Raw genomic sequence first — 24,326 nt, 5'->3', positions numbered from 1 at the left:
TTACTCCTTATTAACTGACACCGAGCAATTCAATTTTGTATCCATCCGGGTCTTCGACAAACGCAAGAATTGTAGTGCCGTGCATCATGGGCCCCGGTTCGCGGACAATCTTTCCACCGGCAGCGCGAATTTTTTCACAGGTTGCGTAAACGTCTTCGCAACCCAAGGCTATATGACCATAGCCTTTTCCGAGATCGTAAGACTCTACGCCATAGTTATACGTCAACTCGATAACGGAGTTTGTTGATTCATCACCGTAACCGACAAAGGCAAGCGTAAATTTTCCATCAGGATAATCGTGCTTCCGCAACAATTTCATTCCCAAAATTTGCGTGTAAAACTCAATGGATTTTTCTAAATTCCCTACACGCAACATAGTGTGCAACAAACGCATGAATACTTTCCCCAATCTCTAAAATTTTTGATAGGCGCCAATCGTTAGCTGGTACTTGTCTATACCTTCTCTGGCGCTGGTGGGCATTGCCACATCAATATGAATGACGTTGCCAATACGAACCTTGGTCGAACTGAATCGTAAACCTATACCTACGTCAGACAAAACAGGAGATTCCGGTTCGTTGGGTAACCCCCAAGCCTTTCCCACGTCTAGAAATACTACGGTACCTAAACGCATAAGGTTCAATATGTGAATATCCGAAAAATATCTGCGCTCCAAGGTAAATACATAACGGCGGTCGCCACGAACAAAATCCGTTGGGTAACCTCTCAGCCCCGTAATATCTCCTACGGTTAATTCTTTATACTGGGGAAGATTTTCTCCCATTCCCAACTCTACCCGCGCGTACCAACGGTTTTTTTCATCAATCAGGTAATGATAAGCGAGCGATGAGGTTAATAAATTGGGATCCAAATGATCGTATTTAAGATGCTGACGCCCATCCAACATCAACTCAAATTCCAGTAAATGAGTATCAGAAAAATCCACAATATTTGTGTATTGCGCTTTGTAACGCAGCACGTCGTCCGGGTTACCAAAGGCGGTTCCGGCGTAGCCCACGCGAAACTTCAACGTTTGACCTACAGACACGTCTTCGGGGCGCTGGATTTGATTTAAATTTTTGAAAACACCGTATTTGTTTTCTAAATACTGATATTCAACCCAGGGGTAGTTTGCTTTGTCCCTATACGGGATAGGTTGTAGCGTATCTTCATCCACAAAAAAACTGTCTTCTTCTTGGGTAAATCCGATTAGCCAACGCTGGGTAAAATTTGGGTTAATATCAATTGCCTTACCAGCATATATTTCATTATCAATTGCCTGATGGCGAAATGTATTGACTACTTCTCCTCTCGAACGAATTTCTTCAATCTGAGACAAATCTGAAATTTGAGTGCCGACAGCCCATGGTGTGTCTAACGCATAAAATGGTCGCTCCACTGACACGAGAGTGCTCCGCCCGTCAGATGTATCTTGATAAAGGGCGCGAACGGAAATTTGCCGATTCAAAAAATAGGGGTTATTAAAATCATAGCTAATCGTATTGCGTAACTGATTTTCTTGATAACCAATTTTGAAAGAGTTCCCGGTACCCAACACATTTCCATCCGCAATCGCGAATCCTGTTTGGTTGTCGCTGGACTTGTGGCTGTAACTCACCTGCGGTTCCAAAGCCCAGGCGTCTTGCGTAATAACTAACACATCTACAGAGTCGCCACACACCTTTTCGGGTAAGACGAACGCGTTTGTGAGGTATTTGCGAGTACGCAAGTTACGCTCGGTTTCCTCCATAGCCTTGTGATTAATTTTATCGCCCTGTTTAAAAAGCAATTGTGCGGCAATAACTTTGGGGCGTGTTTTTATATGGAAGTTATTAAGAAAACGAAAAATTTGGTTATTTTCATCGGGATTGCTTTCGTCAAACACATTTATTTGATGAAAGCGAATGTTGCGAATCGTTTTTCCCTGTAAAGGCTCGAATACACTAGCTTCCACACGGGATTTTTTATTGTGGGCGATATCCAGTGGATCTATAGCAAATGTTTGGCAGCCTTCATTTTGATCGGAAATTGCTGGATTCGGATTTTGCTGACTAGACATTTCGTCAGCTCGGGAATGACCAATCAAAAGAAAAAGTAAACTAGCGCAGCCCAGTATCTGCAACTTGCTTAAGCGGAGCTGGCGAAAATTTGAAAGCATAAATTCCTTAAAAGCGTAAAACACTCAATGTATAGTTTGCCCTTCAGTTAAGGCATTAAACCTTAGTGATGGTTTTCGTGACTCGCTCCCACCGATGAGGTTGTTGATGCCTCATCGTCTCCCACTTTCGTTTCGCTATCCGTACGCTGGCGCTCTGTCATCGATGTGTGCTCAGTCTGCGAGGCTACCGGCTCATCGACCACAGCGTCGTGATGCATGTGCGAATGATCTGTACCAGAATGCTCCATCTTAGAGTGATCGGTTGACGAGTGGTTCATTTGTGAATGATCCATTTCTGTATGATTAGGAGAATCGTGGTTTCCGTGTTGATGGGCGCCGGAATGACTAAGGCTTCCCCAAATCGTCCATAGGCCAAAAATAATAATGACCACAGCAAGTACCATACGCAGACCAGGCTTTTTCAACACGCTTTGCAACTGATTTGCCAGCGCGCCGGCCGCAAGGACTGCTGGCAAGGTTCCCAGCCCAAATGCCAACATAGCGCTGGCGGCAAGCTCAGGTGCCGGTTGGGTGATTGCCGTGCCTAATGCGGCATACACTAACCCGCAGGGGAGCCAACCCCAAAGTCCGCCTAACAGCAATGCTTTAGGAATTGAGTCCACAGGCATAAGGCTTTTGCTCAAAGGTTGGAGATAAACCCAAAGATAGCGCCCCACAGATTCCAGCCGTGTCAGCCCACGCCACCAATCCGCCAAATACAAACCCATAGCAATCAACAACAAACCTGCAATAACCCGAAGCGCCACCCCGCCCCCAAAAGCGGCAATTTGGCCTGCCAGCAATCCGACCAGCAACCCCATTAAGCCATAACTTAAGATTCGGCCTAAGTTGTAGCTAAACAAAATCACCCAACGCTTGGTTTTTTGTTCCGCCGGTATCGCCATGGTAAGCGCACCCATAATGCCGCCGCACATACCAATACAATGTGCACTACTCACAAGGCCCAAGGTGAATAGCGAAAATAAAATAGTGGGTTCGGTCATTTATCTTGCTCGGGTATCTTGCTCGCAGGCTCTTGCGACGGAGAGGTAGTTTTTGCAGCAGCCTTATTTTTCTCGTCATCAAACAGGATACGGTGCGCTTCTGTATCCAGATTATCGTACTGGCCGTTATTGATCGCCCAGAAGAGTACTTTTACCGCAATGGCGATAAAAATCAGGGCACAGGGAACCAGAAAGTAGAGACTTTCCATTTAGCTATTCTCGAATCTTATTTGCTGAGGCGAAGCGCGTTAAGGACCACGATTAGTGAACTCATGGTCATACCTATTGCTGCCGCCCAAGGCGCAACGTGACCGGTAGCGGCGAGCGGTAAGGCAACGAGATTATACGCCAGGGAAAACAATAAATTCTGTTTAATAATTTTGTGGGTGCGCTGGGCGATTTCAATAGCTTGGGGAAGCAGGATCAGCTGATTGTGTAAGAGCACCGCATCGGCACGAGTTTGAGCAAGATCTGAGGCAGATGCCATGGCAACCGAAACGTCCGCTCCGGCTAAAACCGGAACATCATTGATGCCATCACCAATCATCAAGACTTTATCGCCCGCCAGTTGCGCCATATTCAGCTGTGATAATTTATCGTCTGGCTTAGCACCCGCGGTAAAATCCTGAATACCTAAATGATTGGCGAGTTGCGCCACTGCACCCGATTGATCACCACTGAGTAATTCAATTTTGATTCCCATTTTTCGCAAAGCATCTATCGCCTGTGATGCTTGCGGACGAACTTCGTCTTCTAAACCAAACCAAGCGATTGCGCCTCGCGGACTGCTTAGCAAAACCCACAGTTTGGTTTGATCGGGCAAATTCAAATCTGGCGTTCCGGCATCAATAATCTCCGCAGCGAATTCGGGCGTACCTATGCGATAAACCTCTCTATTCACAACACCTTCAACGCCCGAAGCAATTGACTGTTTGAGATCGGCGGCGGTCAGCTCGCTTTGCCACTGAACAAATGCTTGAGCGATAGGATGGTGCGAATTTGCCTCCAGCGCAGCGGCAATATTCAATGCCTGATCGCGAGTTGTTTCGGTGAGGACAATGACATCTTTAACGCTGAGATGACCTTGGGTGAGCGTTCCTGTTTTGTCGAAAATAACGCGTGTAATTTTGGTTAGCGTTTCAATCACGTGACCACGCGCAATCAGAAATCCGCGCTGGCGCAAATTCGCTGTTGCTGCAGACAAAGCCGCAGGCATTGCCAAGGCCAACGCACAAGGGCAAGTCACCACCAAAACGGACAAGGTAATCCAAAATGCGCGCGATGGATCTTTAAACCACCAAAATAAAAATACGCCAGCACACACAACCAACAAGCGGCCCACAAAGAAGCGAGCGATCTTGTCTGCCATAACAACTTGTTTTGGTTTTTCATCGGCTGCTTGAACAGCTAAACGCTCAATCGCCGAGATTTGTGTTGCGCTACCCGTGGCGGTTACTCTTACACGAAGCTGACTTCGCCCATTTAAGGTACCGGCAATCACTTTATCACCAACCGTTTTTATAACGGGAATGGATTCGCCTGTAATTAAGGCTTCGACTACCTCGCTTTCGCCACTTTCAATTACACCATCACACGGAAAAGTATCGCCGGCTTTAACAAGCACTAAATCATTTACCGATAGCATTTTTAGCGGAATATTTTCGGCAATTTCTTCCGTACCCGAAGACGAAATACAGCAAGCCGTTAAGGGCATAAGTTGTGCGAGATTACCAAAAGCCAAACGATTGCGATGGCGAGCGCGTTGCTCTATGTAACGGCCCAGCAATAAAAAGAATGCAAACATGGAAACCGATTCAAAATACACTTCACCGCTTGAAGTTACTGTTGCCCAAGCGCTCGCTAAATAAGCCAAACCAATCGCTAAAGAAACGGGAACATCCATAGTGAGCTGTTTGCTTTTAAGGCTTCGCCACGCTGCTTTGAAAAAAGGTGATGCCGAAAAAAACACAACTGGCGTTGCAACCAACATGCTGAGCCAACGCAAAAAATCTAACCAAGTATCGGTAGCACCAAAATAAATACCAACCGCAACCATCATGGCTTGCATCATGCCGAAGCCCGCAACACCCAAGCGAAACAGCGCTATGCGATTTTCTTTTTTAAAAAACTCTTGTTGTTGATCGTCAGTCGCGGGGCGAGGCTTGTACCCAATTTGCGCGAGCGATTTGAAGATATCGCTCAGGGATGATTGCGCTGGTGACCACACAATCGTGCAACGATGCGTGCTCACATTAACGCTGATAGTTTTAATCGCAGGGTTTTTCTGAAGATGTGTTTCGATTAACCAACTACAAGCGGCGCAAGAAATGCCTTCCAGTAACAAGTTAGCTTGGCGATGTTCCGCATCAAAATCTGTAACAAACTCGCTTTGAACTTCCGGTAAGTCGTAGATTTTCCAATCGCTGTTAAGTGCTTGTAACTCGCTACGGCCATTGGATTCTGTGCGATAGGTGTAAAAATTTTCCAAACCACCATCCACGATTGCCATGGCAACGGCCTGACAGCCGGGACAGCACATTGACTCAGTTTTCCCATTAATGGTAACGAGATATGGGTCGCCTGAAGGAATAGGTAAACCACAGTGGAAGCATCCCGCTTTTGTGGAGTCACTGCGGTATATAGCGGAGGATGAAGACATGAAGCTTTAATCCACCAAACGCACTGGCTATTCAGCCGCGCTTGTATTGGCGCGAGATTGCAAACGTGCTTCGTGTGCTTTTGCGAAATTGATTTCGCCAGTGAGCAGCCATTCAGCTTGCTTGCGCTTACTCACATCTGATTCGGGTACGAGGGCAATATACCAAGAATATTCGACAGGTGAATTTAGCTCACCGCGGTATTGACCAGTGGAAACTTCTGTTAAAAGTACACTTTGATCTTTTTTGGATTTAACGGGATTATCCAAAAACAAAAGAAGGTTTTTAGGGAAACTGTGATTCCCGGTTAAGCTAACCAAAACTTCGCCTGTTGCAGAGTCAAATTTCACATTGGCAATTAAATTCAAGGCAGCCGCCCTCTCGTCTTGCTTGAGAGTTTGGTTAATCAGCAACCCGGATTTGTAATAGTTATCGGTGACGACATCATCCGCATAATTGAAAGCGATAGAAACCGTGAATCCACACAAAATAATAATAAAAATCAGTGGGCCAAAAACGAACCAAAACCAAAATTGACGGTACCAGGGTAATACTTGTTCCGTTGCTTCTGCTGTCATTTTCAGCACCACTTATCTTCAGTTGAATCAAACACGTTTACTTCGATGGGCCAATAAACGTGGTACTGCGTAACACTAACACGTCCGGGTTTTCACGCGCGACTACTTTGAAGGTTATTGTATTCTTCTCGCCTTTCAATTCGCTGCGTTTGGTGACAACGCGAATTGGGAGATTCAGAATTTCGCCTTCGAGCACTGGCGGTGCTTTGTAGCCCTGAACATCAAACGTAAAATCACCGTTCACTGTCACATCATATACGTGTGTTTTTCGATCCAGGTTTTCAATTTTAATGGTGTATACGTTGGATACATTGCCATCGACAATTTTGTACATCTGTGTTCCACGGTCGCGAATAACTTCAACCACGAGCGGCATACGAGTCGCGAGCGAGTAAACAAACACCGACACCATCGCCAAGAGTACGAAACCGTAACCCAACACACGCGGGCGAATGATTTTGACTTTTTTCTTGGCAGCCGCTTCTTCGGTCGTGAAACTGATAAGCCCGCGCGGATAATTCATTTTATCCATTACGCTATCGCAAGCATCAATACACAAGCCGCAGTCAATACACTCTGCTTGTAAACCTTCGCGAATATCAATATTGACGGGGCAGACTTGCACACACCAAGAACAATCAATGCAATCACCCAAGCCCTGAGCCTTATAGTCTTCATTGGGTTTGCGTGGGCCGCGTTTTTCTCCGCGCTCTTTGTTGTACCAAACCGCGAGCGTTTCCTGATCGTACATCACAGATTGGAAACGAGCATATGGACACATGTATTTACAAACTTGCTCGCGCATAAACCCGGCATTGCCATAAGTCGCGCCGGTAAAAAACAGCACCCAGAAAAGCGCAGTTAGGTCCAAGTCGAAGGTGAAAAAACCCGTTGCTAGTTCACGTATGGGTGTGAAATAGCCAACGAATGTCATTGCAGTTACGAGAGCTATAGCAACCCAAATGAAATGCTTGGCGCTTTTACGCAATACTTTTTCGAGGCTGAGTTTTTGCGAATCGAGCTTGATTCGCTTGTTGCGATCGCCCTCGCACAAGAATTCCGCCCACATGAACATTTGTGTCCAAATAGTTTGCGGACACGTAAATCCACACCACACACGCCCTACCATTACAGTGACTGTGAATAGTAGGAATGCGGAAATGATGAGTAGCCACGCAAGATAAACACCGTCTTGTGGCGAAAATGTCATCCATAAAATATTGAATTGACGAGCAGGCAAATCAAACAACATGGCCGGGCGGCCATCAATAACAAGCCAGGGCATTAATAAAAAGCCCAGCATAAGGGGTGCGCTCACGTAGCGACGCAAACGTTGGAAGTAGCCGGTAATGCGGCGGGTGTAAACTTTTTCTTCGCTTTCGTACAAATTAACGTAACGAATTTCGGGTGCAGGTACTTCCTTGGTCGCCTCAGGTTGCTTGGACTTTTCGTTCACAGAATACCTCAGACATACACAATTGAATTGTCGACGATACAGCAGGCAATCGAGAGATTGGGGGCAACAAACGCAGTTCAAGCCTGCGTTTGTTTGAGAGGGCTTTTAGCGCGACTTTATTTAGCAGCGTCGTCTTGTGACAAGCTGTAAACGTAAGCGGCCAACAAATGGATGCGCTCAGGTTTTAAAGTTTCAGCGTGCGCAGGCATTACGCCACCACGGCCATTACGAACCGTTTGACGTAAAACACCGGGTAGCTCTTCAGGCGTTGCAGCACCATACAACCACACATCGTCGGTCAAGTTAGGAGCACCAACCATTTGGTTCCCTTTACCATCGGCACCGTGACATGCAGCGCAGTTGGTAGCGAACACTTGTTCACCTAACGCAGCTTTGGCTTCATCGTGCTCTTTACCCGCACGCTTCAACACAAATTCAACCACGTTGTTAACGTTAGTTTCACCGAGAATTGGACCCCAAGCAGGCATCATAGCCTGACGACCTAGGGTGATTGTTTCTTTGATACGCTCGGGTGAACCGCCGTAGAGCCAGTCTTTGTCAGTCAAGTTGGGGAAGCCGAAGTTTCCGCCCGCATCTGAACCATGGCAAACAGCACAGTTATTCAAGAATAGACGCGAACCCATTTTCATGGCTTCTGGATTTTTGGCAAGCTGCTCAATCGGCATCTTGGCAAATTCACCAAAGGTCGCATCGTAAGTTGCTTGCGCTTTACTTTGTTCTGCTTCCAATTGGTTGTGTGAAGTCCAACCGAACACACCTTTCCACAAACCCAAGCCAGGGAACACAATCAGGTAACCGGCTGTAAAAATGAAAGTTCCCAAGAACAAGCCGAACCACCACTTTGGCAATGGGTTATCGTACTCCTCGATTCCGTCGTACACGTGACCGGTGGTTCTGGCTTCACCATTTTCCTGACCAGAAACAACGGCACGGCGACGGTTTGCCATTAACAACCAAAACAACAACACTAAGTTGGTAAGAGTCAGGACAATTACCCAACAACTCCAAAATGTACTCATAATTATTTCCGCCCTTCTACATCATCAGCAGCTTGATGATCATCTGTATGCTTAATTTCTTTTTCATCGGCAAAAGGTAAGTTGGCATCGTCCTCAAAGCGCTTTTTGAGTTTAGGTGAAAAGGCCCAAAAACATACGCCGAAAAAAGCGATGGTTACCAATACCGTTGAAATCGCGCCTAGGGTGCCAACGTCCATTAACGTTTCTCTTTTAACAGGGTGCCAAGTTGTTGCAAGTAAGCAACCAAGGCATCCATTTCAGTTACGCCTTTAACCGCTTTTTGAGCACCGGCGATATCATCATCTGTATAAGGAACGCCAACAGAACGCAGTGCGCGCATTTTTGCGGCCGTGTCTTTGCCATCAAGCACGTTGTCATTCAACCAAGGAAAGGCAGGCATGATGGACTCAGGCACAACACTACGTGGGTTGTACAAGTGGGCACGTTGCCAATCGTCCGAATAACGCTTGCCTACGCGAGCCAAATCAGGACCAGTACGTTTAGAACCCCACAAGAAGGGGTGCTCGTAAACAGACTCACCCGCTACTGAATAGTGACCGTAACGCTCGATTTCAGCGCGCAATGGACGAACCATTTGGGTGTGACAAACATGACAACCTTCGCGGATGTAAATATCACGACCTTCCAATACAACGGCTGGAAGCGGTTTCAAGCCCTCAACCGGGGTAGTCGTTTCTTTAATAAAGAACTGAGGAACAATTTCAACCAAACCACCAAAACTAATGGCGATGACGGCGAGAATCGTCATCAAACCAATGTTTTGTTCAACAATATCATGACCTTTCATCTAGGCTCCCCTTAAATCGATTGCGGCTGAGCGTTAACATCTGCTACTGCAGATTGATTGGCAGCTTTCGCGGTGCGGTAGGTGTTGTATGCCATGAGCAACATGCCTGAGAGAAAGAACGCACCACCAATCACACGCACCAAGTAACCTGCATGGCTAGCCGTTACAGACTCAATAAAGGTGTAGGTCAAGGTGCCGTCTTTGTTGAATGCACGCCACATCAAACCTTGCATGATGCCGTTAACCCACATCGCACATACGTAAAGTACAGTACCGATAGTCGCCAACCAGAAGTGAATGTTGATCCACTTAACGCTGTACATTTCTTTGCGACCGTATAGCAACGGCAACATGTGATAAACAGAACCGATAGAGATCATGGCAACCCAACCCAATGCACCTGAGTGCACGTGACCAACAGTCCAGTCAGTGTCATGAGACAAGGCGTTTACGGTTTTGATAGCCATCATTGGGCCTTCGAAGGTAGACATACCGTAGAAGGACAAAGCCACTACAAGGAAGCGCAAGATTGGGTCTGTGCGCAATTTATGCCAAGCGCCAGACAAGGTCATAATACCGTTGATCATGCCACCCCAGCTTGGAGCCAACAGAATCAAAGACATCACCATACCTAAAGATTGAGTCCAGTCAGGCAATGCTGAGTAGTGCAAATGGTGAGAGCCCGCCCAAATGTAGAGAGAGATCAGTGCCCAGAAGTGAACGATAGACAATTGATATGAGTAAACCGGGCGACCAGCTTGCTTGGGAACGAAGTAGTACATCATGCCGAGGAAGCCCGCGGTCAAGAAGAATCCTACTGCGTTGTGGCCGTACCACCATTGCACCATGGCATCGGCAGCACCAGCGTAAGCAGAGTAAGACTTAAATAAAGATACGGGAACAGCTGCAGAGTTAACGATGTGTAAAACCGCCACTGTAACGATAAAACCACCGTAGAACCAGTTGGCTACGTAGATATGCGAGGTGCGACGCTTAACGATAGTACCGAAGAAAACCACCGCATAAGCAATCCAAACTACCGCCAGCAGTATATCGATTGGCCACTCAAGCTCAGCGTATTCTTTAGCTTGGGTCATACCCAAAGGAAGGGTAATTGCCGCTAAAACAATAACTGCTTGCCAACCCCAAAACGTGAAGGGAACCAGCCAACCACCGAATAGCTTGGCCTGACAGGTACGCTGAACAACATAGTAGGACGTAGCAAAAAGTGCGCAACCGCCAAAGGCGAAGATTACTGCGTTAGTGTGCAGTGGACGCAAGCGTCCAAAGTGCGTGTAAGGCTGCAATAAATCGTTCAGACCTGGCCAAACCAGCTCCGAAGCGATGAACACGCCCATACCCATGCCTACTATGCCCCAAACTACGGTCATAATGGCGAATTTACGCACTATATCCAAGTCGTACGCTGGTGGATCACCAGCTACAGTCGCATGACTACCCATAGGAACTACCTATCACATGAAAAAAATTTTGGTTTCAGACAGCTTATGATTATTTTGCTAACCCAGAGGGTGTGACATTTTGCCGCATGCCAAGGCATTTTGTCCCAGTATCCCCAGATCTAACTTGATATTCATCAACTATTCGTATGCTTGAGCAAAAAACAAAAACTTCAACCGACACGAAATTGCTAGGCCAAAGTGTAGGCTGCATTCAAGGAGTTTGCATGCAGCCTCAGGCTAATTAATCCTAGATTTTTGGAACCCGACCCTTATTAGCAGCGATGCGCATACGCAAAGCATTTAACTTGATAAAGCCTTCGGCGTCCTTTTGATTATATGCGCCAGCATCATCTTCAAATGTGGCCACTTTTTCATCGAACAGACTATCGTTTGAGCGACGACCCACAACGTGAACAGCTCCTTTATAGAGCTTGACGCGAACATCACCATTTACGTGAACTTGCGATGCATCGATCATGGTTTGCATCATTTGACGCTCTGGACTCCACCAGTAGCCGTTGTAAATCATCTCAGCGTATTTGGGCATCAAACTGTCTTTCAAGTGAGCCACTTCGCGGTCGAGGGTAATGGATTCAATCGCGCGGTGAGCACGCAACATAATGGTGCCACCGGGAGTTTCGTAGCAGCCGCGAGACTTCATACCGACATAACGGTTTTCGACGATATCCAAACGGCCAACCCCGTTCTCGCCGCCCACTTTGTTCAAGTAGGTCAGAACTTCAGCAGGAGACATGCGCTTGCCATCAATAGCTACCACATCACCTTTTTCGTAGGTCAATTCAAGGTAAGTTGCTTTGTCTGGTGCTGCTTCAGGAGCCACGGTCCAGCGCCACATATCTTCTTCAGCTTCAGTCCATGGATTTTCCAGAACCTTGCCTTCATAAGAAATGTGCAGCAGGTTGGCATCCATAGAGTAAGGAGATTTTTTCTTCTTGGTGAAATCTACAGGGATATTGTGTTGTTCACAGTAGGCCATCAAAGTTTCGCGGGACGTCAAATCCCACTCACGCCATGGAGCGATTACCTTGATACCTGGCTTCAATGCGTAGGCGCCCAACTCAAAACGCACTTGATCGTTACCCTTACCGGTAGCACCGTGGGAAATGGCATCCGCGCCCACTTCGTTAGCAATTTCAATCAAGCGCTTGGCGATCAAGGGACGCGCAATAGAAGTACCGAGCAAATACTCGCCTTCATAAATGGTGTTAGCGCGGAACATGGGGAACACGAAATCGCGAACAAATTCTTCGCGGAGGTCGTCAATATAAATTTGCTTTACGCCCAGAGCTTGGGCTTTGGCGCGAGCGGGCTCTACTTCTTCGCCCTGGCCGATATCTGCCGTAAAAGTAATAACTTCACAGTTATAGTTTTCTTGCAGCCATTTAACGATAACTGAAGTATCCAGGCCGCCAGAATAGGCAAGGACTACTTTTTTGATGCTAGACATAGGATGCTCCGCTGGTAGAAATCTGGGTCACTGGCCTTCGCGATTGGCGCATTTAAACGTGCGAGCCAGTTGGGCGCGCGATTGTACTCGCTGGAGCGGAAAATTCCCACACCCAGACAAAGGATTAGATGTATTTATTCGGATCAAAAAGGCTTTTTACGAGCTCACCTGAACTTTTATTTTTAAATAAAAAAGAATGCGCCAACAACAGAAGCTACGGCCATAGACAACCACAACTTAATGAGAATAACTCGCGATAAAGATCTATTGCAGCTCGCCCGCGTAACTTAGCAGATCAAGTAAAACTGCTTTTTGAGCCCCAGTTGTTGTATCCAGCTCCACAAGCTCATGAATACGGCGATTTAAGTCATCGATGAGTATGCCCCCGCCCATGCTTGGGTCTGTCATGCGAGCATGGCAGAAGCTCTTCCATTCTTCTTGTTCGATCGCGCTCAATGTATGAGGGAAGTTGCGAGCCCTGTAGCGGAATAACAGAGCAGACAATCGCGCATCTTTAAACGCAAATTGTCGGGTTGCGAGCTCCTCGGGTGAGCTGCGGCGAATCTGAAACATGAGCTTACGATCTGAGTCCTCGAAAAAGCCGTCGTAGAGCATTTGATCTGGGTCGGTTCGTTCCAGATAACCGATATCAACATAAAGCTCGTATAGCTTTTCTTGCAGCGCCGCCTGCTCGCTCATCGTTAAATTGCAGAATATTTGCCAATGTTCTTCCAATTTCCCACGATCTATCCCCAAGCGGAGAGCCGTGGATTCGTCCAGCATGCTGGGGGGCAATACCATCGGTGATTTGTTGAGATGAATTTCTTTCAACGCGATTCGCTCTACCCCCTCCGGTAAATCTTCTGTCCGCGTAAAAAGCCGCTCCCGGAGTTCAGTTGCAGGTGCGTTCAACAAATCACGGGGGTGGAATGCCAAGTTGTAAGCAATCACCGAATTCTTATTGGTGGGATGAATCGCCAAAGGTAAAACCAAAGCTGCGTTTCCGTTTTCTGCCGGAAAACGCGACGATATATGCAAGAGGGGTTTATGCCCGGCGATATCAATCATGTTATTGACGAAGCGTTTGTCCCGCAGCTTGTAAGCGTAATCGAAGAGCTTAGGCTGGCGGGTTTTGATGAGCTTGGCCATGGCGATGGTGGCGTAGACATCGGACAAAGCATCGTGCGCCGCTTCGTGTGCGAGCTTGTTGGCGGCGGTTAGCATTTCCAATTTGAAACAGGGGCGACCATCGTCATAGTTCGGCCACTCAATCCCCTCGGGACGCAAAGCGCGTGTCATGCGGACGACGTCAATAATATCCCAACGCGAATTGCCGTTGCGCCACTCGCGCTCGTAAGGATCGTAAAAATTGCGGTAGAGCATGTAGCGAGTGACTTCATCATCAAAACGAATTGTGTTGTAACCCACACCGCAAGTACCGGGGCGACTCAATTCCGCGTGGATTTGAGCCGCAAATTGGTATTCAGGCAAGCCTTTTTCCAAGGCAACTTGCGGGCTTAGGCCGGTAATCAGGCAGGCGTCTGGTTTGGGGAGGCAATCAGGCGTCGGGCGGCAGTAAATCATCAGGGGGTCGCCGATGATGTTGAGGTCTTCATCTGTGCGAACACCGGCAAACTGCGAGGGACGATCTTGCGAAGGAACTTCGCCCCAGGTTTCATAATCGTGCCAGTAAAGCGTATTTTGCGCTTGTACGACTGGATCGTCGCTCATTATTTGTCCTTATTATTAAAGCCGCTTTGATGGGTACTGAAGGAATGCAATGTAACACCTGAAAAGCAGTTTCCCCTATACTGCACTCCATCTTTCACCTTTTATTTTTCGGAATAGTCTATGAGCGATCTTGAAAGCCTGTTTGCCAAAAACCAAAAATGGGCAAATGAAATTAAAGAAAAGGATCCAGAGTTCTTTTCTACCCTCGCCAAACAGCAAGCACCTGAATACCTTTGGATTGGCTGTTCCGATAGCCGTGTTCCGGCAAACCAAATTGTTGATTTAGCGCCCGGCGAGCTGTTTGTTCACCGTAACGTTGCCAACGTGGTTATCCATACCGACCTTAACTGTTTGACAGTTCTTAACTACGCGGTTGAGTTTTTGAAGGTTAAACACGTGATGGTGACCGGCCACTATGGTTGCGGCGGTGTTAAGGCAGCCATGGAAAACAACAAGTTAGGATTAATCGACTACTGGCTGCGCAATATTCGCGATGTCTATTACGCCAACCAAGCTGAGCTGGAAGCTATTGCAGATGAAACCTTACGCTTGCGTCGCTTGTGCGAACTCAACGTGCTGCAGCAAGTGGATAATGTAGCGCGCTGCAACATTGTTCAAAACGCGTGGGCACGCGGCCAAGAACTGAGCATTCACGGCTGGGCTTACGACATTCACGACGGGATTTTGCATAAATTACGCGAGCCAATTGACTGTATCGATAAAATCCCGGAGCAGTATCGTCTTTATTAGCCTAACTCATCCCAAGCACGGATGCTTACCATAGCACCCGGGAAATCCTGATCTATACTTTCCATACGCCGGCCTAGCTCGGCCCGAATGCATGATTTATAAAAATAAGACTCATGCATATGTAAGCCTAATGACTCAACAGAGCTCTTTATCAATGCCTTTGATCAGGGATAACCAAACTCCGCCGCAAGTTCATTACTGGCAGCCCAAACAATACTTACTTATCAGTATTATGGCGCCTATGGTTTTATTTATAACCTTGGTGTTTGCAACCGAGCTCATTGATAACCAAGAACATTTACACGAAGAAACCCTGCTACAGGAAAGCCTCACCGATAAAACCAACCAAATTCGCACGCTACTTGAGTACGAGCTCAACTCAACCCTTCATCTCGCAACCTCATTAGTCTCTTACATTCAGTCGAAGGAAGGCAAAATTGTCACACAGGAAGTGGAACCCTGGCTCAGCAATTTACAAGAGCGAGCGCATTTTATGCGCACCATCGCAATCGCCCCCAACAACACAATTACCTACATGTATCCCTTGAAGGGCAATGAGGCTGCAATGGGACTCTACTACCCAGGCAACAGCGAACAGTGGCCCGACATTCAAAAAGTGATTTACAGCAAACGCCCCATGCTGGCCGGCCCCGTGCATTTGCAACAAGGGGGGCTTGGTTTGATCTACCGGATCCCCGTATTTTTGAATGGCAATAGAGATTACTGGGGCCTGGTGAGTACCGTGCTCAATTTTGATGAGCTTTATCAACTACTGCATTCAAGAGCCCAATATCTTGGAATCAAAATAGCAATTAAAGACAACGATAATGGCGACCAAATTTTATTTGGCGATAAAGACGTTATTGCAAATAGTGAAATCAATGTAAATGTCTCAGGTCGTAATTGGCAGCTGGTTTCGGGATCTGCCACCCAACATCCACACGCTGGCTTTAGCTCGATTCGTATTGGTGGCTGGTTATTAGCGGCTATCGTGAGCTTACTATTTAACTCATTATTACGCTCGCTCGCGCAACAACACAAAACACGTTATCAACTTTACGAAAGTAAATTCCGATTTACTCAGGCTTTTGATAATGCGCCGCAGGGTATGGCGCTAATCGATCGCAGGGGAGATTTAATTGATTTTAATAACAGCCTTTGTTCAACTCTCGGCTACACATCAGCAGAGCTACGCAACCAAAATTTTTTCGCTTTAGCTGCACCCGACCAACGCGAGCGTTTGGCTTACATAGTGGAAGGTATTTATCCAAAGCCGGGGGCGAACCACCAGTATGAAAGCACGCTCATCCACCAGGCGGGTCATACGATTAACGTAATTATCAGCTTGGCACCTACACAACCGACAACTTACGAAAGCGATTGGATTATCCAAATCATCGATATAAGCCACCGTATTGCGTTCGAACACTTGTTGCAAGAAGAAGCTACTTACAACCAGAGCATTTTGAACGCCGTGATAGATGGCATCATGATTATCGACACCAATGGCAATATACGTTCAGTAAACCCGGCCACGAGTAAAATTTTTGGTTACGCGATTGATCAGTTTGGGCAACAGCACATTAACCAATTTGTTCAAGACCCTGAAAGTGGCAGCATTATGCGTCACATTAGATACCACACCGACAATTCAGACTTGAATGAGGACATCAATCACGAGGTTTTAGGAATTAAATCAAATGGTGAATATTTTCCTCTAGAAATTCAATTGTCTTTCATTCAACGCAAAAATGAAAAGTTGTTTATTGCCGTTGTACGCGATGTCAGCGAACGAAAACGATTGGAACATATTAAACAGGAGTTCATTTCCAATATTAGCCATGAATTGCGCACACCTCTTACGTCCATATTAGGCTCACTGCGCCTAATGCAGAGCGGTGCACTAGGGAAATTTGACGAACAAACAGAAAAAATAATTCGTATTGCCAACCAAAACAGCCTGAAGCTTGAAGCCCTTATCCGCGATCTGCTAGATATGGATAAATTGCTCTCACGAAAAATGTACGTCGACTCAAAAGTCCAGGCTGTTTACCCAATAGTTGTTCAAGCAATCGAAAACCTATCGAGCATAGCCAGCCAGCAGAACATTAAATTTGATTTTCCTGTACGCGACCAAGGCTGGACTGCTAATGTTGATAGCATAAAGCTTCGCCATATACTGACGAATCTTTTATCAAACGCGGTAAAATTTTCACCCGCCAATTCATGCGTAAAAGTGAACCTTTTTTCTGTGGGCGACAAGCTGCGCGTAGAGATAATTGATCAAGGCGCAGGAATTCCCAGCGAAGAACAAGCAAAACTCTTTCAGGAGTTTTACCAAATTGATAGATCCAACTCACGTCAAACTGGCGGTGCAGGTTTGGGATTGGCAATTTCGAAAGAGCTTGTGCAATTGATGCGCGGGACTATTGGCGTATTCTCCACCCCAGGTAAAGGCAGCTGCTTTTTTATCGAACTTCCATTAAGTCACTAACGATTAGCCAGAGCAAAACTAGCCATGGAGCCATTCAGCATCGAAACAGCCAATAGGCTACCGCACCAGCAAAGATCGCTGACGGAGGAATGCGTACATGGTCTTTATCAAAGCATACCCTTATCCATAAGTGTCTCTTTAGTTCTGGATCTATTACTCACATTTTCACACTGGAACATCATTGGTAAAGGCGACCTTATTCTTTGGAACATTCTCATGTTATGCGCCATGGCGCTGCGTATTTTTAGCTGGTTTTTTTGGCGCAACACCGAGGCAAACTTTAACGCGAACTTCTGGTTATTTATTTTTCGGTGCGGGACTTTATTAGCAGGCGCAATATGGGGTAGCGCTGCCTATTTTATGTTTGCCAGCTTTAATACAACCTATCAGGCACTACTCGCTTTCACCATGGCAGGCGTTGCCAGCGGTTCACTAACGGCCTTAGCGATCGACAAAATATCAGCCGTTGGTTTTGTCACTCTCGCTATAGTTCCACTCACGATTAGATTGCATGCTGAACAGGGCGAGATCGCGCTCTCCATGAGCGTCATGGTTGGTTTGTTTATTGTATTTGTTCTTTCCGCATCCGCGAGGGCGCGCAAACAACTGGAAAATAGTTTTGCGCAAAATGCGCGTTTGATTGAGTGGGGCAAGGAGCGAATTCAACAGCAAAATATCAGCAAAATAATTAGTGATTCGCAAAAAGCTTTTATTGCCGACGAGCACTACCACGAAACATTTGAAAAGCTACTGGAAAACATTATCCACATTTCACAGAGTAATTTCGGATTTATTGGCGAAGTCGGCTATTCCGAAGAACTGAACCCATATCTGGAGATGATTGCTATTACGAACATCGCTTGGGACAAAGCCACTCGGACTGCGCACGCCAATAACCGAACACAAGGTATTAAATTCACAAACGTAAATTCACTATTCGGTGCTGCACTCACAACAGGAAAGCCCCTCATTAGCAACAATCCCGCTACGGATATGCGTGCCGGTGGCACCCCTAAAGGCCACCCACCGCTCACGGCGTTTTTGGCTATTCCTATCTTTAACAACGGACGTCAAATTGCCATGTTAGGTTTAGCAAACAAAGAAAATGGTTACGCTGAATCCGATATTGGTGACCTAAAACCCATCACAGATGTTATTTCGCAATTTATGGGCGCAATAATGCACAGACGTCAACATATGCGTGACGAGGAAAATATAAAACGCCACGCCAAACACACACAAGCTATTTTGGATGGCGCATTTGATGGGATAATAACACTCAACGATCAGGGCACCATTACCAGCTTTAATCATGCCGCAGAAGTTATTTTTGGTTACCACGCCAACCAAATTATAGGCAGTAGCTTTTTTAAACTGCTGCCAGCGAAGGCGCGTAAGAATAACGAAAATGCGGTAAAAGAAATTGTGGAAATATTGGACACCAACCAAGAGTTAATTGGCCTTCGGAAAAATGGCAAAGAATTTGAAATGGAGCTCGCCTTATCTGCAATACCCAACGAAGTAGATATCGCCTACGTTGGTGTAATTCGCGACATCAGTGACCGCAAGCACACTGACAAATTAAAAAATGAATTCATTGCAACGGTGAGCCACGAGCTGCGCACCCCACTTACCTCTATTTCGGCTTCACTGGCCATTATTGAAAGCGGTAGCTTAGGCAAGCTGCCAGACACAATGAGCAATCTTTTCAAAATAGCCAAACAAAATAGTCTTCGGCTGCAAAACGTCATTAACGACCTGTTGGATATGGATAAGCTGCTTTCCAACAAAATCGATTTAGACTATAAAAATTTCGATACTGTAAACACCGTCCAAAATGCCATCACACACAATCAATATATCGCCGACAAATATCACGTAAAATTTCAGATCATCAGTGCAGAAGAAAATTGTTACGTCTATGCCGACGAAGAAAGAACGCTGCATGTGCTAAGTCATTTGCTCTCCAACGCTGCAAAATTTTCGCCACCACATTCTAACGTTGACCTGTCTATTGCAAAAACAGACGGCTTTGTAAAAATTGTCGTTACTGATCGAGGCGCGGGAATAGCGCCGGAATTCAAAGCCAATATTTTCAAAATTTTCACACAAGCCGATAGCTCGACCACAAGGCAAGCCGAAGGAAGCGGTTTAGGCCTTACCATTAGTAAAGAACTGGTGGAAAAAATGGGGGGCCGCATCGGTTTTACGAGCAGTGTGGGAGCAGGAAGCTCATTCTATATAGAGCTACCCGTGGCTAATCAATAACAAACAACCAATAGTTTATATATATGGCTAATGAAAAAAGCACCTTTGAGTTGCATCTTGAGAAGCTAAAAACCGAATACAAGGCACAGCTTCCGTCCAAACTGGAGGCTATTACCTCTGCGTGGCAGATTCTTTGCGAGCAGTGGCAAGCCGACACAATGGTGGTACTCCATAGAAATGTACACAGCTTAATCGGTACTAGTGGTACCTTTGGCTTTACCGATATCAGCAAATCCGCAAGAACACTGGAAACCGCGTTAAAGCCACTATTGGAGGAAAAAGATCCCGCATATAGACCTGCGGAGGATTTAAAGAACACCATCCTCAAAGCAATGGATTCTTTATGTGCACTCGTCAGCTCGGAAACAAATCCGGCGAAAGCAATTGAACCTACTGATGAGCCGGCGACCTATGCAACGCTCGATAAGCAATTAAGTCTCGCGCGCAATTCCGGATTGGTGGATCAAGATACGCTAATTTATTATCTCGATAAAGAAATCGAATCGCCCGAACTTTTGCTTCAAAATTTGCTCAGCTACGGTTTTAAATCAAAACATTTTCGATCGGTAGAGTCACTTCTTGCGGCTGTTGCGCAAAAGCAACCTCGCTTGGTCATTATGGATTTAACAATACCGAATGTAGAACTGGATTCTTTTTTTGATACTGCAAAGCAGCTTGTTTCAAAAAGCATTAAGGTATTTATATTTTCCGGTAAAGACGATTTTAACAGCCGACTGCTTTCAGTTCGAGCAGGCATACATTCCTATGTAACAAAACCTGCCGACATCCCCTCGTTGGTTGGGCTTATTAGAAACCATTTGAACCTCAACGTTAACAAACCAACCCACATACTTATCGTTGACGATCAAATTTCTGTTGCTGAATTTTATGGCGCCATTCTCGAAAAAGTGGGAATGAAAGTCACAATAGAAACAAACCCACTGAATGTGTTGCCCATTCTGCAAAATATAATGCCTGACCTGATTTTATTGGACCTGCATATGCCCGAAGTCAACGGCGACGAGCTGGCAGCAGTGATTCGGCAGCAAGAAATTTTTCAAAGCATACCCATTTTATTTTTATCGGCTAACGCACACCCCTTTAAAAAGACCGATTTGCTCGAAATTGGAACCGAAGATTTACTCGCAAAAGATATGCCTCCGGAAGAGCTGGTGCGCAACATTCGCAGCCGCGTGGAGCGTTCCAAAATATTAACCGCAATGATGTATCAAGATAGCCTTACGGGCCTGCTCAACCATGCCCAAATACAGCTGGCGGCTGAACGTGTATTTCTACAATACAAGCGCAATAAAATGACATTCACTATTGCGATGATCGATATCGATAATTTCAAATCCGTTAACGATACCCATGGACACCTCAGCGGCGACCGAGTCATAAAAGCGCTCGCGCAGCTGTTTCAGCAACGTTTGCGCGTTACAGATTATATTGGTCGCTTCGGCGGAGAAGAATTTTTGATGATCATGCCCGACATGAATATTCATGATGCAGGCAACTTGATCAACAGCTTACGCAAATCGTTCAGCCTGATTAAATTTAAAGACGGTGACAATTCATTTAACGTAAGTTTTAGTGCGGGAATTGCGGAAAATACCGGTATGGAAAATTTTATTGAGCAGATAAGATTTGCAGATGAAGCTCTATACAGGGCGAAAGAGCGAGGACGCAACGTGGTGTGTGCAAGCCTCGCCGGTGACTCGGAGGATTAAGGGTAATTAGAGCCTGTTGCCTGCGCCCATTTCTTTCAGCTTTTTAAGAACGGCTGGGCCTATTTCTTCCAAATCTAATGTTTCATTGACACCACCAAGGTTTACCGCCTCTTTTGGCATACCGTAAACCACACAACTTTGTTCATCCTGCGCAAAGGTATAGCCGCCGCTATTACGTATATCCAACATACCTTTTGCGCCATCCTTTCCCATGCCGGTTAACAACACGCCTATCACATTTTTTCCGCCCACACGCGCAACGGATTCCATCATTACATCCACTGCTGGACGATGCCGATGCACAGGCTCTGTTTCAGATAACTTCAAAACATAATCCGCACCCGAGCGGGTGACCAGCAAATGAAAACCACCGGGCGCGAGATAGGCGTGCCCCGGCAAAATACGCTCACCGCCTTTTGCTTCAGCAACGTGTAACTTTGTTAGCTTGTTCAACCGCTCGGCAAACGTACGGGTGAATCCCGGCGGCATGTGCTGGGTCATAACGATACCGGGAGCATCCGCCGGCATTTGCATAAGCACACTTTTTATTGCCTCAGTGCCGCCCGTTGACGCACCTATAGCAATAATTTTTTCCGTACTTTGTAAAAGTGCGCGAGAAATCTTTTGACCTGTGTGATCTGCAACAGGCGCAGCCGGCTTGATGGGCTTTACTTTAACCTGTGCTGCGGCAGCGAGCTTTTCGATAATTAAATCGGCGTATTCTTTCAAACCCTCCGCAATACCTAATTTAGGCTTTGGAATAAAATCCACTGCACCCAATTCAAGTGCCCGCAATGTTGCCTCTGCACCAGCTTCAGTGAGTGTGGATATCATTACAACGGGAGTTGGGCGCGCGGCCATTAACTTTTCCAAAAAGCTAAGACCATCCATACGCGGCATTTCTATATCTAAGGTAATAACATCCGGCGCAAAGGATTTAACCATATCTCGCGCAACGTATGCGTCTGGCGCAGCACCAACCAAGGTAAACCCCGGAACGCTACGAACAATTTCAGACAGGAGGCTACGCACCAGCGCTGAATCATCAATGATTAAAACTTTTATCGCCAAGGAAATTACTCACTCTTAATGAACCACACTACCAAAAAGCAAAAAATACACCTTAGGTAAAAAGATCCACATCGCCACTTTTTGGTGTGTATTTAACTCGCATGCGGTATTCGGTTTCGCGATCAAAAATCGTGGTGTTGTGAACAGATTTAATTTTACGAACCATCACTTTGCCAGTGTCTGGGAAAAAATAGACTTTACGCGGAAAGTCATCAAGCAAATCTTGCGCTACTATAGGAATGGATTCGTTATGCAGGTAGTCCAGTACAAATTCTGCGTTACGCTGACCCACGTTGTTTAAAGTTAAACCACGTAAAACATTCCCACCACCAAAAACCTTTGCCTCTAGCCGACTTTTACTAGCACCAAGCTTAAGTAAATGGTTAATTAGCAATTCCATAGCGTAAACGCCATAGCGTGCGGATTCCGTAAGCAAGCCGGACTCGTTGCTGCCATCGTTAGGCAATAAAAAATGATTCATGCCACCGCAATGAGTCACTTTGTCACGCAAGCAAACAGCAACGCAAGATCCCAACACAGTGACGATTAATTTATCACCGGTAGTAACATAATATTCACCGGGCATGATTTTAACCGCCTCTTTTTCAAAGTGGCGGTCGTAATACATGTTGGGTGCAAGATGTTCGTTGTCCTCAAAATTCATCGCGTGACCTTTGCGCTTCATCGGCTAGCACATAAGTAGTTTTACCAACCAACTTCACAATGTGGCTCGCAGAACTAAAACTTTCCGAGTGGCCTGCAATATACAAACCGTTTGGGTTCATTAATTTTACCATTCGTTCAAGCACTTTTAACTGCGTATCTTTGTCAAAATAAATCATTACGTTACGACAAAAAATAACGTCGAAACCAGGCTTCAAATCCCAGGTAGCATTGAGTAAGTTGACCTGACGAAAATCAATCAGCTTGGTTAGCTCGGGAATTACCCGGGCCTTTCCGGCTCGCTCGCCAGTTCCTTTTTGAAAAAATTGCTTTTTACGCTCCAGACTCACCGATTCCAAACGCTGCAGCGAATATATTCCCGCTGCACCTTCACGCAAAACATTGCTGTCTATATCCGAGGCAACAATCTCAACAGGCGGTTCGTATGTTCCGTAGGCTTCGACCAAGGTCATTGCAATAGAGTAAGGCTCTTCACCTGTGCTTGCAGCAGCACACCATACGCGCATCGGTTTACGCTGCTGCTTCATTTTTTTTGCAAAGTCGAAGAGAATTTCAAAGTGGTGTGGTTCACGAAAAAAGGCAGTCAAATTCGTGGTTAAAGCATTTATAAATTCCTCTTCCTCGTGGTTATTTTGATCGAGGTAGGACAAATAACTTGAAAAACTATCTAACTTTAAGGCACGCAAGCGTCGCGCAAGCCGGCTATACACCAGCTGCTTCTTGCTTTCAGTTAAATTAATTCCCGCCTTTTTGTATAAGATGCGACGAACATTTTCAAAATCCGTTGCACTATACGAAAACTCTCTTTCGGCCAGGCTATTTGCCATTCCGACTCCTAAAACTAAACGTTAACCCGTTGAGCAACCAATGCAGGTTAGACTGTTCATGAAATTACCGTCTCAATCATCAACCGGTTTTGCTATTTCTAAAACCGATTAACGAGCAATATCCAAAACGGGTTCAATG

General features: G+C 46.0%; 20 protein-coding genes. 4 read left to right on the top strand and 16 right to left on the bottom strand.

All coding sequences use genetic code 11. The features are described 5' to 3' along the window. Positions 1 to 10: 10 nt before the first annotated feature. From gloA to sbcB, 13 genes are all read right to left on the bottom strand, one after another. Entirely contained in the window at positions 11 to 394 is a 384-nt protein-coding gene (gene gloA / locus U1F02_RS13870) for a lactoylglutathione lyase (RefSeq protein ID WP_409991001.1), read from the bottom strand. A gap of 18 nt (positions 395 to 412) precedes the next feature. Next, the gene (locus U1F02_RS13865; RefSeq protein ID WP_409991000.1) at positions 413 to 2,059 is read right to left on the bottom strand and encodes a BamA/TamA family outer membrane protein; all 1,647 of its coding nucleotides are present in this window, start codon (positions 2,057 to 2,059) and stop codon (positions 413 to 415) included. Between the two features lie 161 nt (positions 2,060 to 2,220). Next, positions 2,221 to 3,162 carry a sulfite exporter TauE/SafE family protein gene (locus U1F02_RS13860; protein ID WP_409990999.1) on the bottom strand — a complete coding sequence of 314 codons (942 nt, stop codon included), beginning with the start codon at positions 3,160 to 3,162 and terminating at the stop codon, positions 2,221 to 2,223. Continuing rightward, positions 3,159 to 3,371 (bottom strand): cbb3-type cytochrome oxidase assembly protein CcoS, encoded by a 213-nt coding sequence (gene ccoS, locus U1F02_RS13855; RefSeq protein ID WP_409990998.1) that lies wholly within the window; start codon positions 3,369 to 3,371, stop codon positions 3,159 to 3,161. Before ccoS ends, U1F02_RS13860 begins: the two co-directional genes overlap by 4 nt. A 17-nt stretch (positions 3,372 to 3,388) precedes the next feature. Further along, positions 3,389 to 5,821, bottom strand: coding sequence for a heavy metal translocating P-type ATPase (locus U1F02_RS13850; RefSeq protein WP_409990997.1), 2,433 nt, complete (start codon positions 5,819 to 5,821; stop codon positions 3,389 to 3,391). Between the two features lie 27 nt (positions 5,822 to 5,848). Then, positions 5,849 to 6,397, bottom strand: coding sequence for a FixH family protein (locus tag U1F02_RS13845; RefSeq protein WP_409990996.1), 549 nt, complete (start codon positions 6,395 to 6,397; stop codon positions 5,849 to 5,851). 37 nt (positions 6,398 to 6,434) lie between these two features. Beyond that, positions 6,435 to 7,853 carry a cytochrome c oxidase accessory protein CcoG gene (gene ccoG, locus U1F02_RS13840; RefSeq protein WP_409990995.1) on the bottom strand — a complete coding sequence of 473 codons (1,419 nt, stop codon included), beginning with the start codon at positions 7,851 to 7,853 and terminating at the stop codon, positions 6,435 to 6,437. 116 nt (positions 7,854 to 7,969) lie between these two features. Next, complete coding sequence (ccoP, locus tag U1F02_RS13835; protein WP_409990994.1) at positions 7,970 to 8,893, bottom strand: cytochrome-c oxidase, cbb3-type subunit III; 924 nt, start codon at positions 8,891 to 8,893, stop codon at positions 7,970 to 7,972. Between the two features lie 2 nt (positions 8,894 to 8,895). Next, positions 8,896 to 9,090: a cbb3-type cytochrome oxidase subunit 3 gene (locus U1F02_RS13830; protein WP_409990993.1), complete on the bottom strand. Its 195-nt coding sequence runs from the start codon at positions 9,088 to 9,090 to the stop codon at positions 8,896 to 8,898. After that, the gene (ccoO, locus tag U1F02_RS13825) at positions 9,090 to 9,701 is read right to left on the bottom strand and encodes a cytochrome-c oxidase, cbb3-type subunit II (RefSeq protein WP_409990992.1); all 612 of its coding nucleotides are present in this window, start codon (positions 9,699 to 9,701) and stop codon (positions 9,090 to 9,092) included. The genes U1F02_RS13830 and ccoO overlap by 1 nt, the downstream gene beginning before the upstream one ends. 11 nt (positions 9,702 to 9,712) lie before the next feature. Further along, positions 9,713 to 11,164, bottom strand: coding sequence for a cytochrome-c oxidase, cbb3-type subunit I (gene ccoN / locus U1F02_RS13820; protein ID WP_409990991.1), 1,452 nt, complete (start codon positions 11,162 to 11,164; stop codon positions 9,713 to 9,715). Positions 11,165 to 11,411: 247 nt separating this feature from the next. Further along, on the bottom strand, positions 11,412 to 12,632 hold the full coding sequence (locus tag U1F02_RS13815) for an argininosuccinate synthase (protein ID WP_409990990.1): 1,221 nt from the start codon (positions 12,630 to 12,632) through the stop codon (positions 11,412 to 11,414). A gap of 264 nt (positions 12,633 to 12,896) precedes the next feature. Next, the gene (gene sbcB / locus U1F02_RS13810; protein WP_409990989.1) at positions 12,897 to 14,363 is read right to left on the bottom strand and encodes an exodeoxyribonuclease I; all 1,467 of its coding nucleotides are present in this window, start codon (positions 14,361 to 14,363) and stop codon (positions 12,897 to 12,899) included. 120 nt (positions 14,364 to 14,483) lie between these two features. On the opposite strand from sbcB, the gene can reads away from it, so the two are divergent. The 4 genes from can (at position 14,484) to U1F02_RS13790 (ending at position 21,605) form a co-directional block, all read left to right on the top strand. Then, entirely contained in the window at positions 14,484 to 15,113 is a 630-nt protein-coding gene (gene can, locus U1F02_RS13805; RefSeq protein WP_409990988.1) for a carbonate dehydratase, read from the top strand. Positions 15,114 to 15,243: 130 nt separating this feature from the next. Beyond that, positions 15,244 to 17,607 carry a PAS domain S-box protein gene (locus tag U1F02_RS13800; RefSeq protein WP_409990987.1) on the top strand — a complete coding sequence of 788 codons (2,364 nt, stop codon included), beginning with the start codon at positions 15,244 to 15,246 and terminating at the stop codon, positions 17,605 to 17,607. 24 nt (positions 17,608 to 17,631) lie between these two features. Then, on the top strand, positions 17,632 to 19,875 hold the full coding sequence (locus U1F02_RS13795) for an ATP-binding protein (RefSeq protein ID WP_409990986.1): 2,244 nt from the start codon (positions 17,632 to 17,634) through the stop codon (positions 19,873 to 19,875). A gap of 23 nt (positions 19,876 to 19,898) precedes the next feature. Beyond that, positions 19,899 to 21,605, top strand: coding sequence for a diguanylate cyclase (locus U1F02_RS13790; protein ID WP_409990985.1), 1,707 nt, complete (start codon positions 19,899 to 19,901; stop codon positions 21,603 to 21,605). A gap of 6 nt (positions 21,606 to 21,611) precedes the next feature. Here U1F02_RS13790 and U1F02_RS13785 read toward each other — a convergent pair whose 3' ends face one another. Genes U1F02_RS13785 through U1F02_RS13775 form a run of 3 tightly spaced genes read right to left on the bottom strand, consistent with a single transcriptional unit; the run spans position 21,612 to position 24,187 of the window. Continuing rightward, positions 21,612 to 22,676 carry a chemotaxis response regulator protein-glutamate methylesterase gene (locus tag U1F02_RS13785; RefSeq protein WP_409990984.1) on the bottom strand — a complete coding sequence of 355 codons (1,065 nt, stop codon included), beginning with the start codon at positions 22,674 to 22,676 and terminating at the stop codon, positions 21,612 to 21,614. A gap of 52 nt (positions 22,677 to 22,728) precedes the next feature. Beyond that, entirely contained in the window at positions 22,729 to 23,340 is a 612-nt protein-coding gene (gene cheD, locus U1F02_RS13780; protein ID WP_409990983.1) for a chemoreceptor glutamine deamidase CheD, read from the bottom strand. Next, positions 23,330 to 24,187, bottom strand: coding sequence for a CheR family methyltransferase (locus U1F02_RS13775; protein WP_409990982.1), 858 nt, complete (start codon positions 24,185 to 24,187; stop codon positions 23,330 to 23,332). The genes cheD and U1F02_RS13775 overlap by 11 nt, the downstream gene beginning before the upstream one ends. Between the last annotated feature and the right edge of the window lie 139 nt (positions 24,188 to 24,326).

The organism is Cellvibrio sp., from assembly GCF_046347455.1.
In the GTDB taxonomy this organism is placed as follows: domain Bacteria; phylum Pseudomonadota; class Gammaproteobacteria; order Pseudomonadales; family Cellvibrionaceae; genus Cellvibrio.
The sequence above is the reverse complement of the archived record's forward strand: the minus strand, read 5'-3'. Positions and strand labels throughout refer to the sequence as shown.

Excerpts from the sequence above, each read along its gene's own strand:
- U1F02_RS13850 (WP_409990997.1), bottom strand. The coding sequence starts at position 5,821 with ATGTCTTCATCCTCCGCTATATACCGCAGTGACTCCACAAAAGCGGGA.
- can (WP_409990988.1), top strand. The coding sequence starts at position 14,484 with ATGAGCGATCTTGAAAGCCTGTTTGCCAAAAACCAAAAATGGGCAAAT.
- U1F02_RS13815 (WP_409990990.1), bottom strand. The coding sequence starts at position 12,632 with ATGTCTAGCATCAAAAAAGTAGTCCTTGCCTATTCTGGCGGCCTGGAT.
- U1F02_RS13795 (WP_409990986.1), top strand. The coding sequence starts at position 17,632 with ATGGAGCCATTCAGCATCGAAACAGCCAATAGGCTACCGCACCAGCAA.
- U1F02_RS13865 (WP_409991000.1), bottom strand. The coding sequence starts at position 2,059 with ATGTCTAGTCAGCAAAATCCGAATCCAGCAATTTCCGATCAAAATGAA.
- ccoN (WP_409990991.1), bottom strand. The coding sequence starts at position 11,164 with ATGGGTAGTCATGCGACTGTAGCTGGTGATCCACCAGCGTACGACTTG.
- ccoO (WP_409990992.1), bottom strand. The coding sequence starts at position 9,701 with ATGAAAGGTCATGATATTGTTGAACAAAACATTGGTTTGATGACGATT.
- U1F02_RS13845 (WP_409990996.1), bottom strand. The coding sequence starts at position 6,397 with ATGACAGCAGAAGCAACGGAACAAGTATTACCCTGGTACCGTCAATTT.
- U1F02_RS13860 (WP_409990999.1), bottom strand. The coding sequence starts at position 3,162 with ATGACCGAACCCACTATTTTATTTTCGCTATTCACCTTGGGCCTTGTG.
- sbcB (WP_409990989.1), bottom strand. The coding sequence starts at position 14,363 with ATGAGCGACGATCCAGTCGTACAAGCGCAAAATACGCTTTACTGGCAC.
- U1F02_RS13790 (WP_409990985.1), top strand. The coding sequence starts at position 19,899 with ATGGCTAATGAAAAAAGCACCTTTGAGTTGCATCTTGAGAAGCTAAAA.
- ccoS (WP_409990998.1), bottom strand. The coding sequence starts at position 3,371 with ATGGAAAGTCTCTACTTTCTGGTTCCCTGTGCCCTGATTTTTATCGCC.
- U1F02_RS13775 (WP_409990982.1), bottom strand. The coding sequence starts at position 24,187 with ATGGCAAATAGCCTGGCCGAAAGAGAGTTTTCGTATAGTGCAACGGAT.
- cheD (WP_409990983.1), bottom strand. The coding sequence starts at position 23,340 with ATGAATTTTGAGGACAACGAACATCTTGCACCCAACATGTATTACGAC.
- U1F02_RS13830 (WP_409990993.1), bottom strand. The coding sequence starts at position 9,090 with ATGGACGTTGGCACCCTAGGCGCGATTTCAACGGTATTGGTAACCATC.
- ccoP (WP_409990994.1), bottom strand. The coding sequence starts at position 8,893 with ATGAGTACATTTTGGAGTTGTTGGGTAATTGTCCTGACTCTTACCAAC.
- U1F02_RS13800 (WP_409990987.1), top strand. The coding sequence starts at position 15,244 with ATGACTCAACAGAGCTCTTTATCAATGCCTTTGATCAGGGATAACCAA.
- gloA (WP_409991001.1), bottom strand. The coding sequence starts at position 394 with ATGCGTTTGTTGCACACTATGTTGCGTGTAGGGAATTTAGAAAAATCC.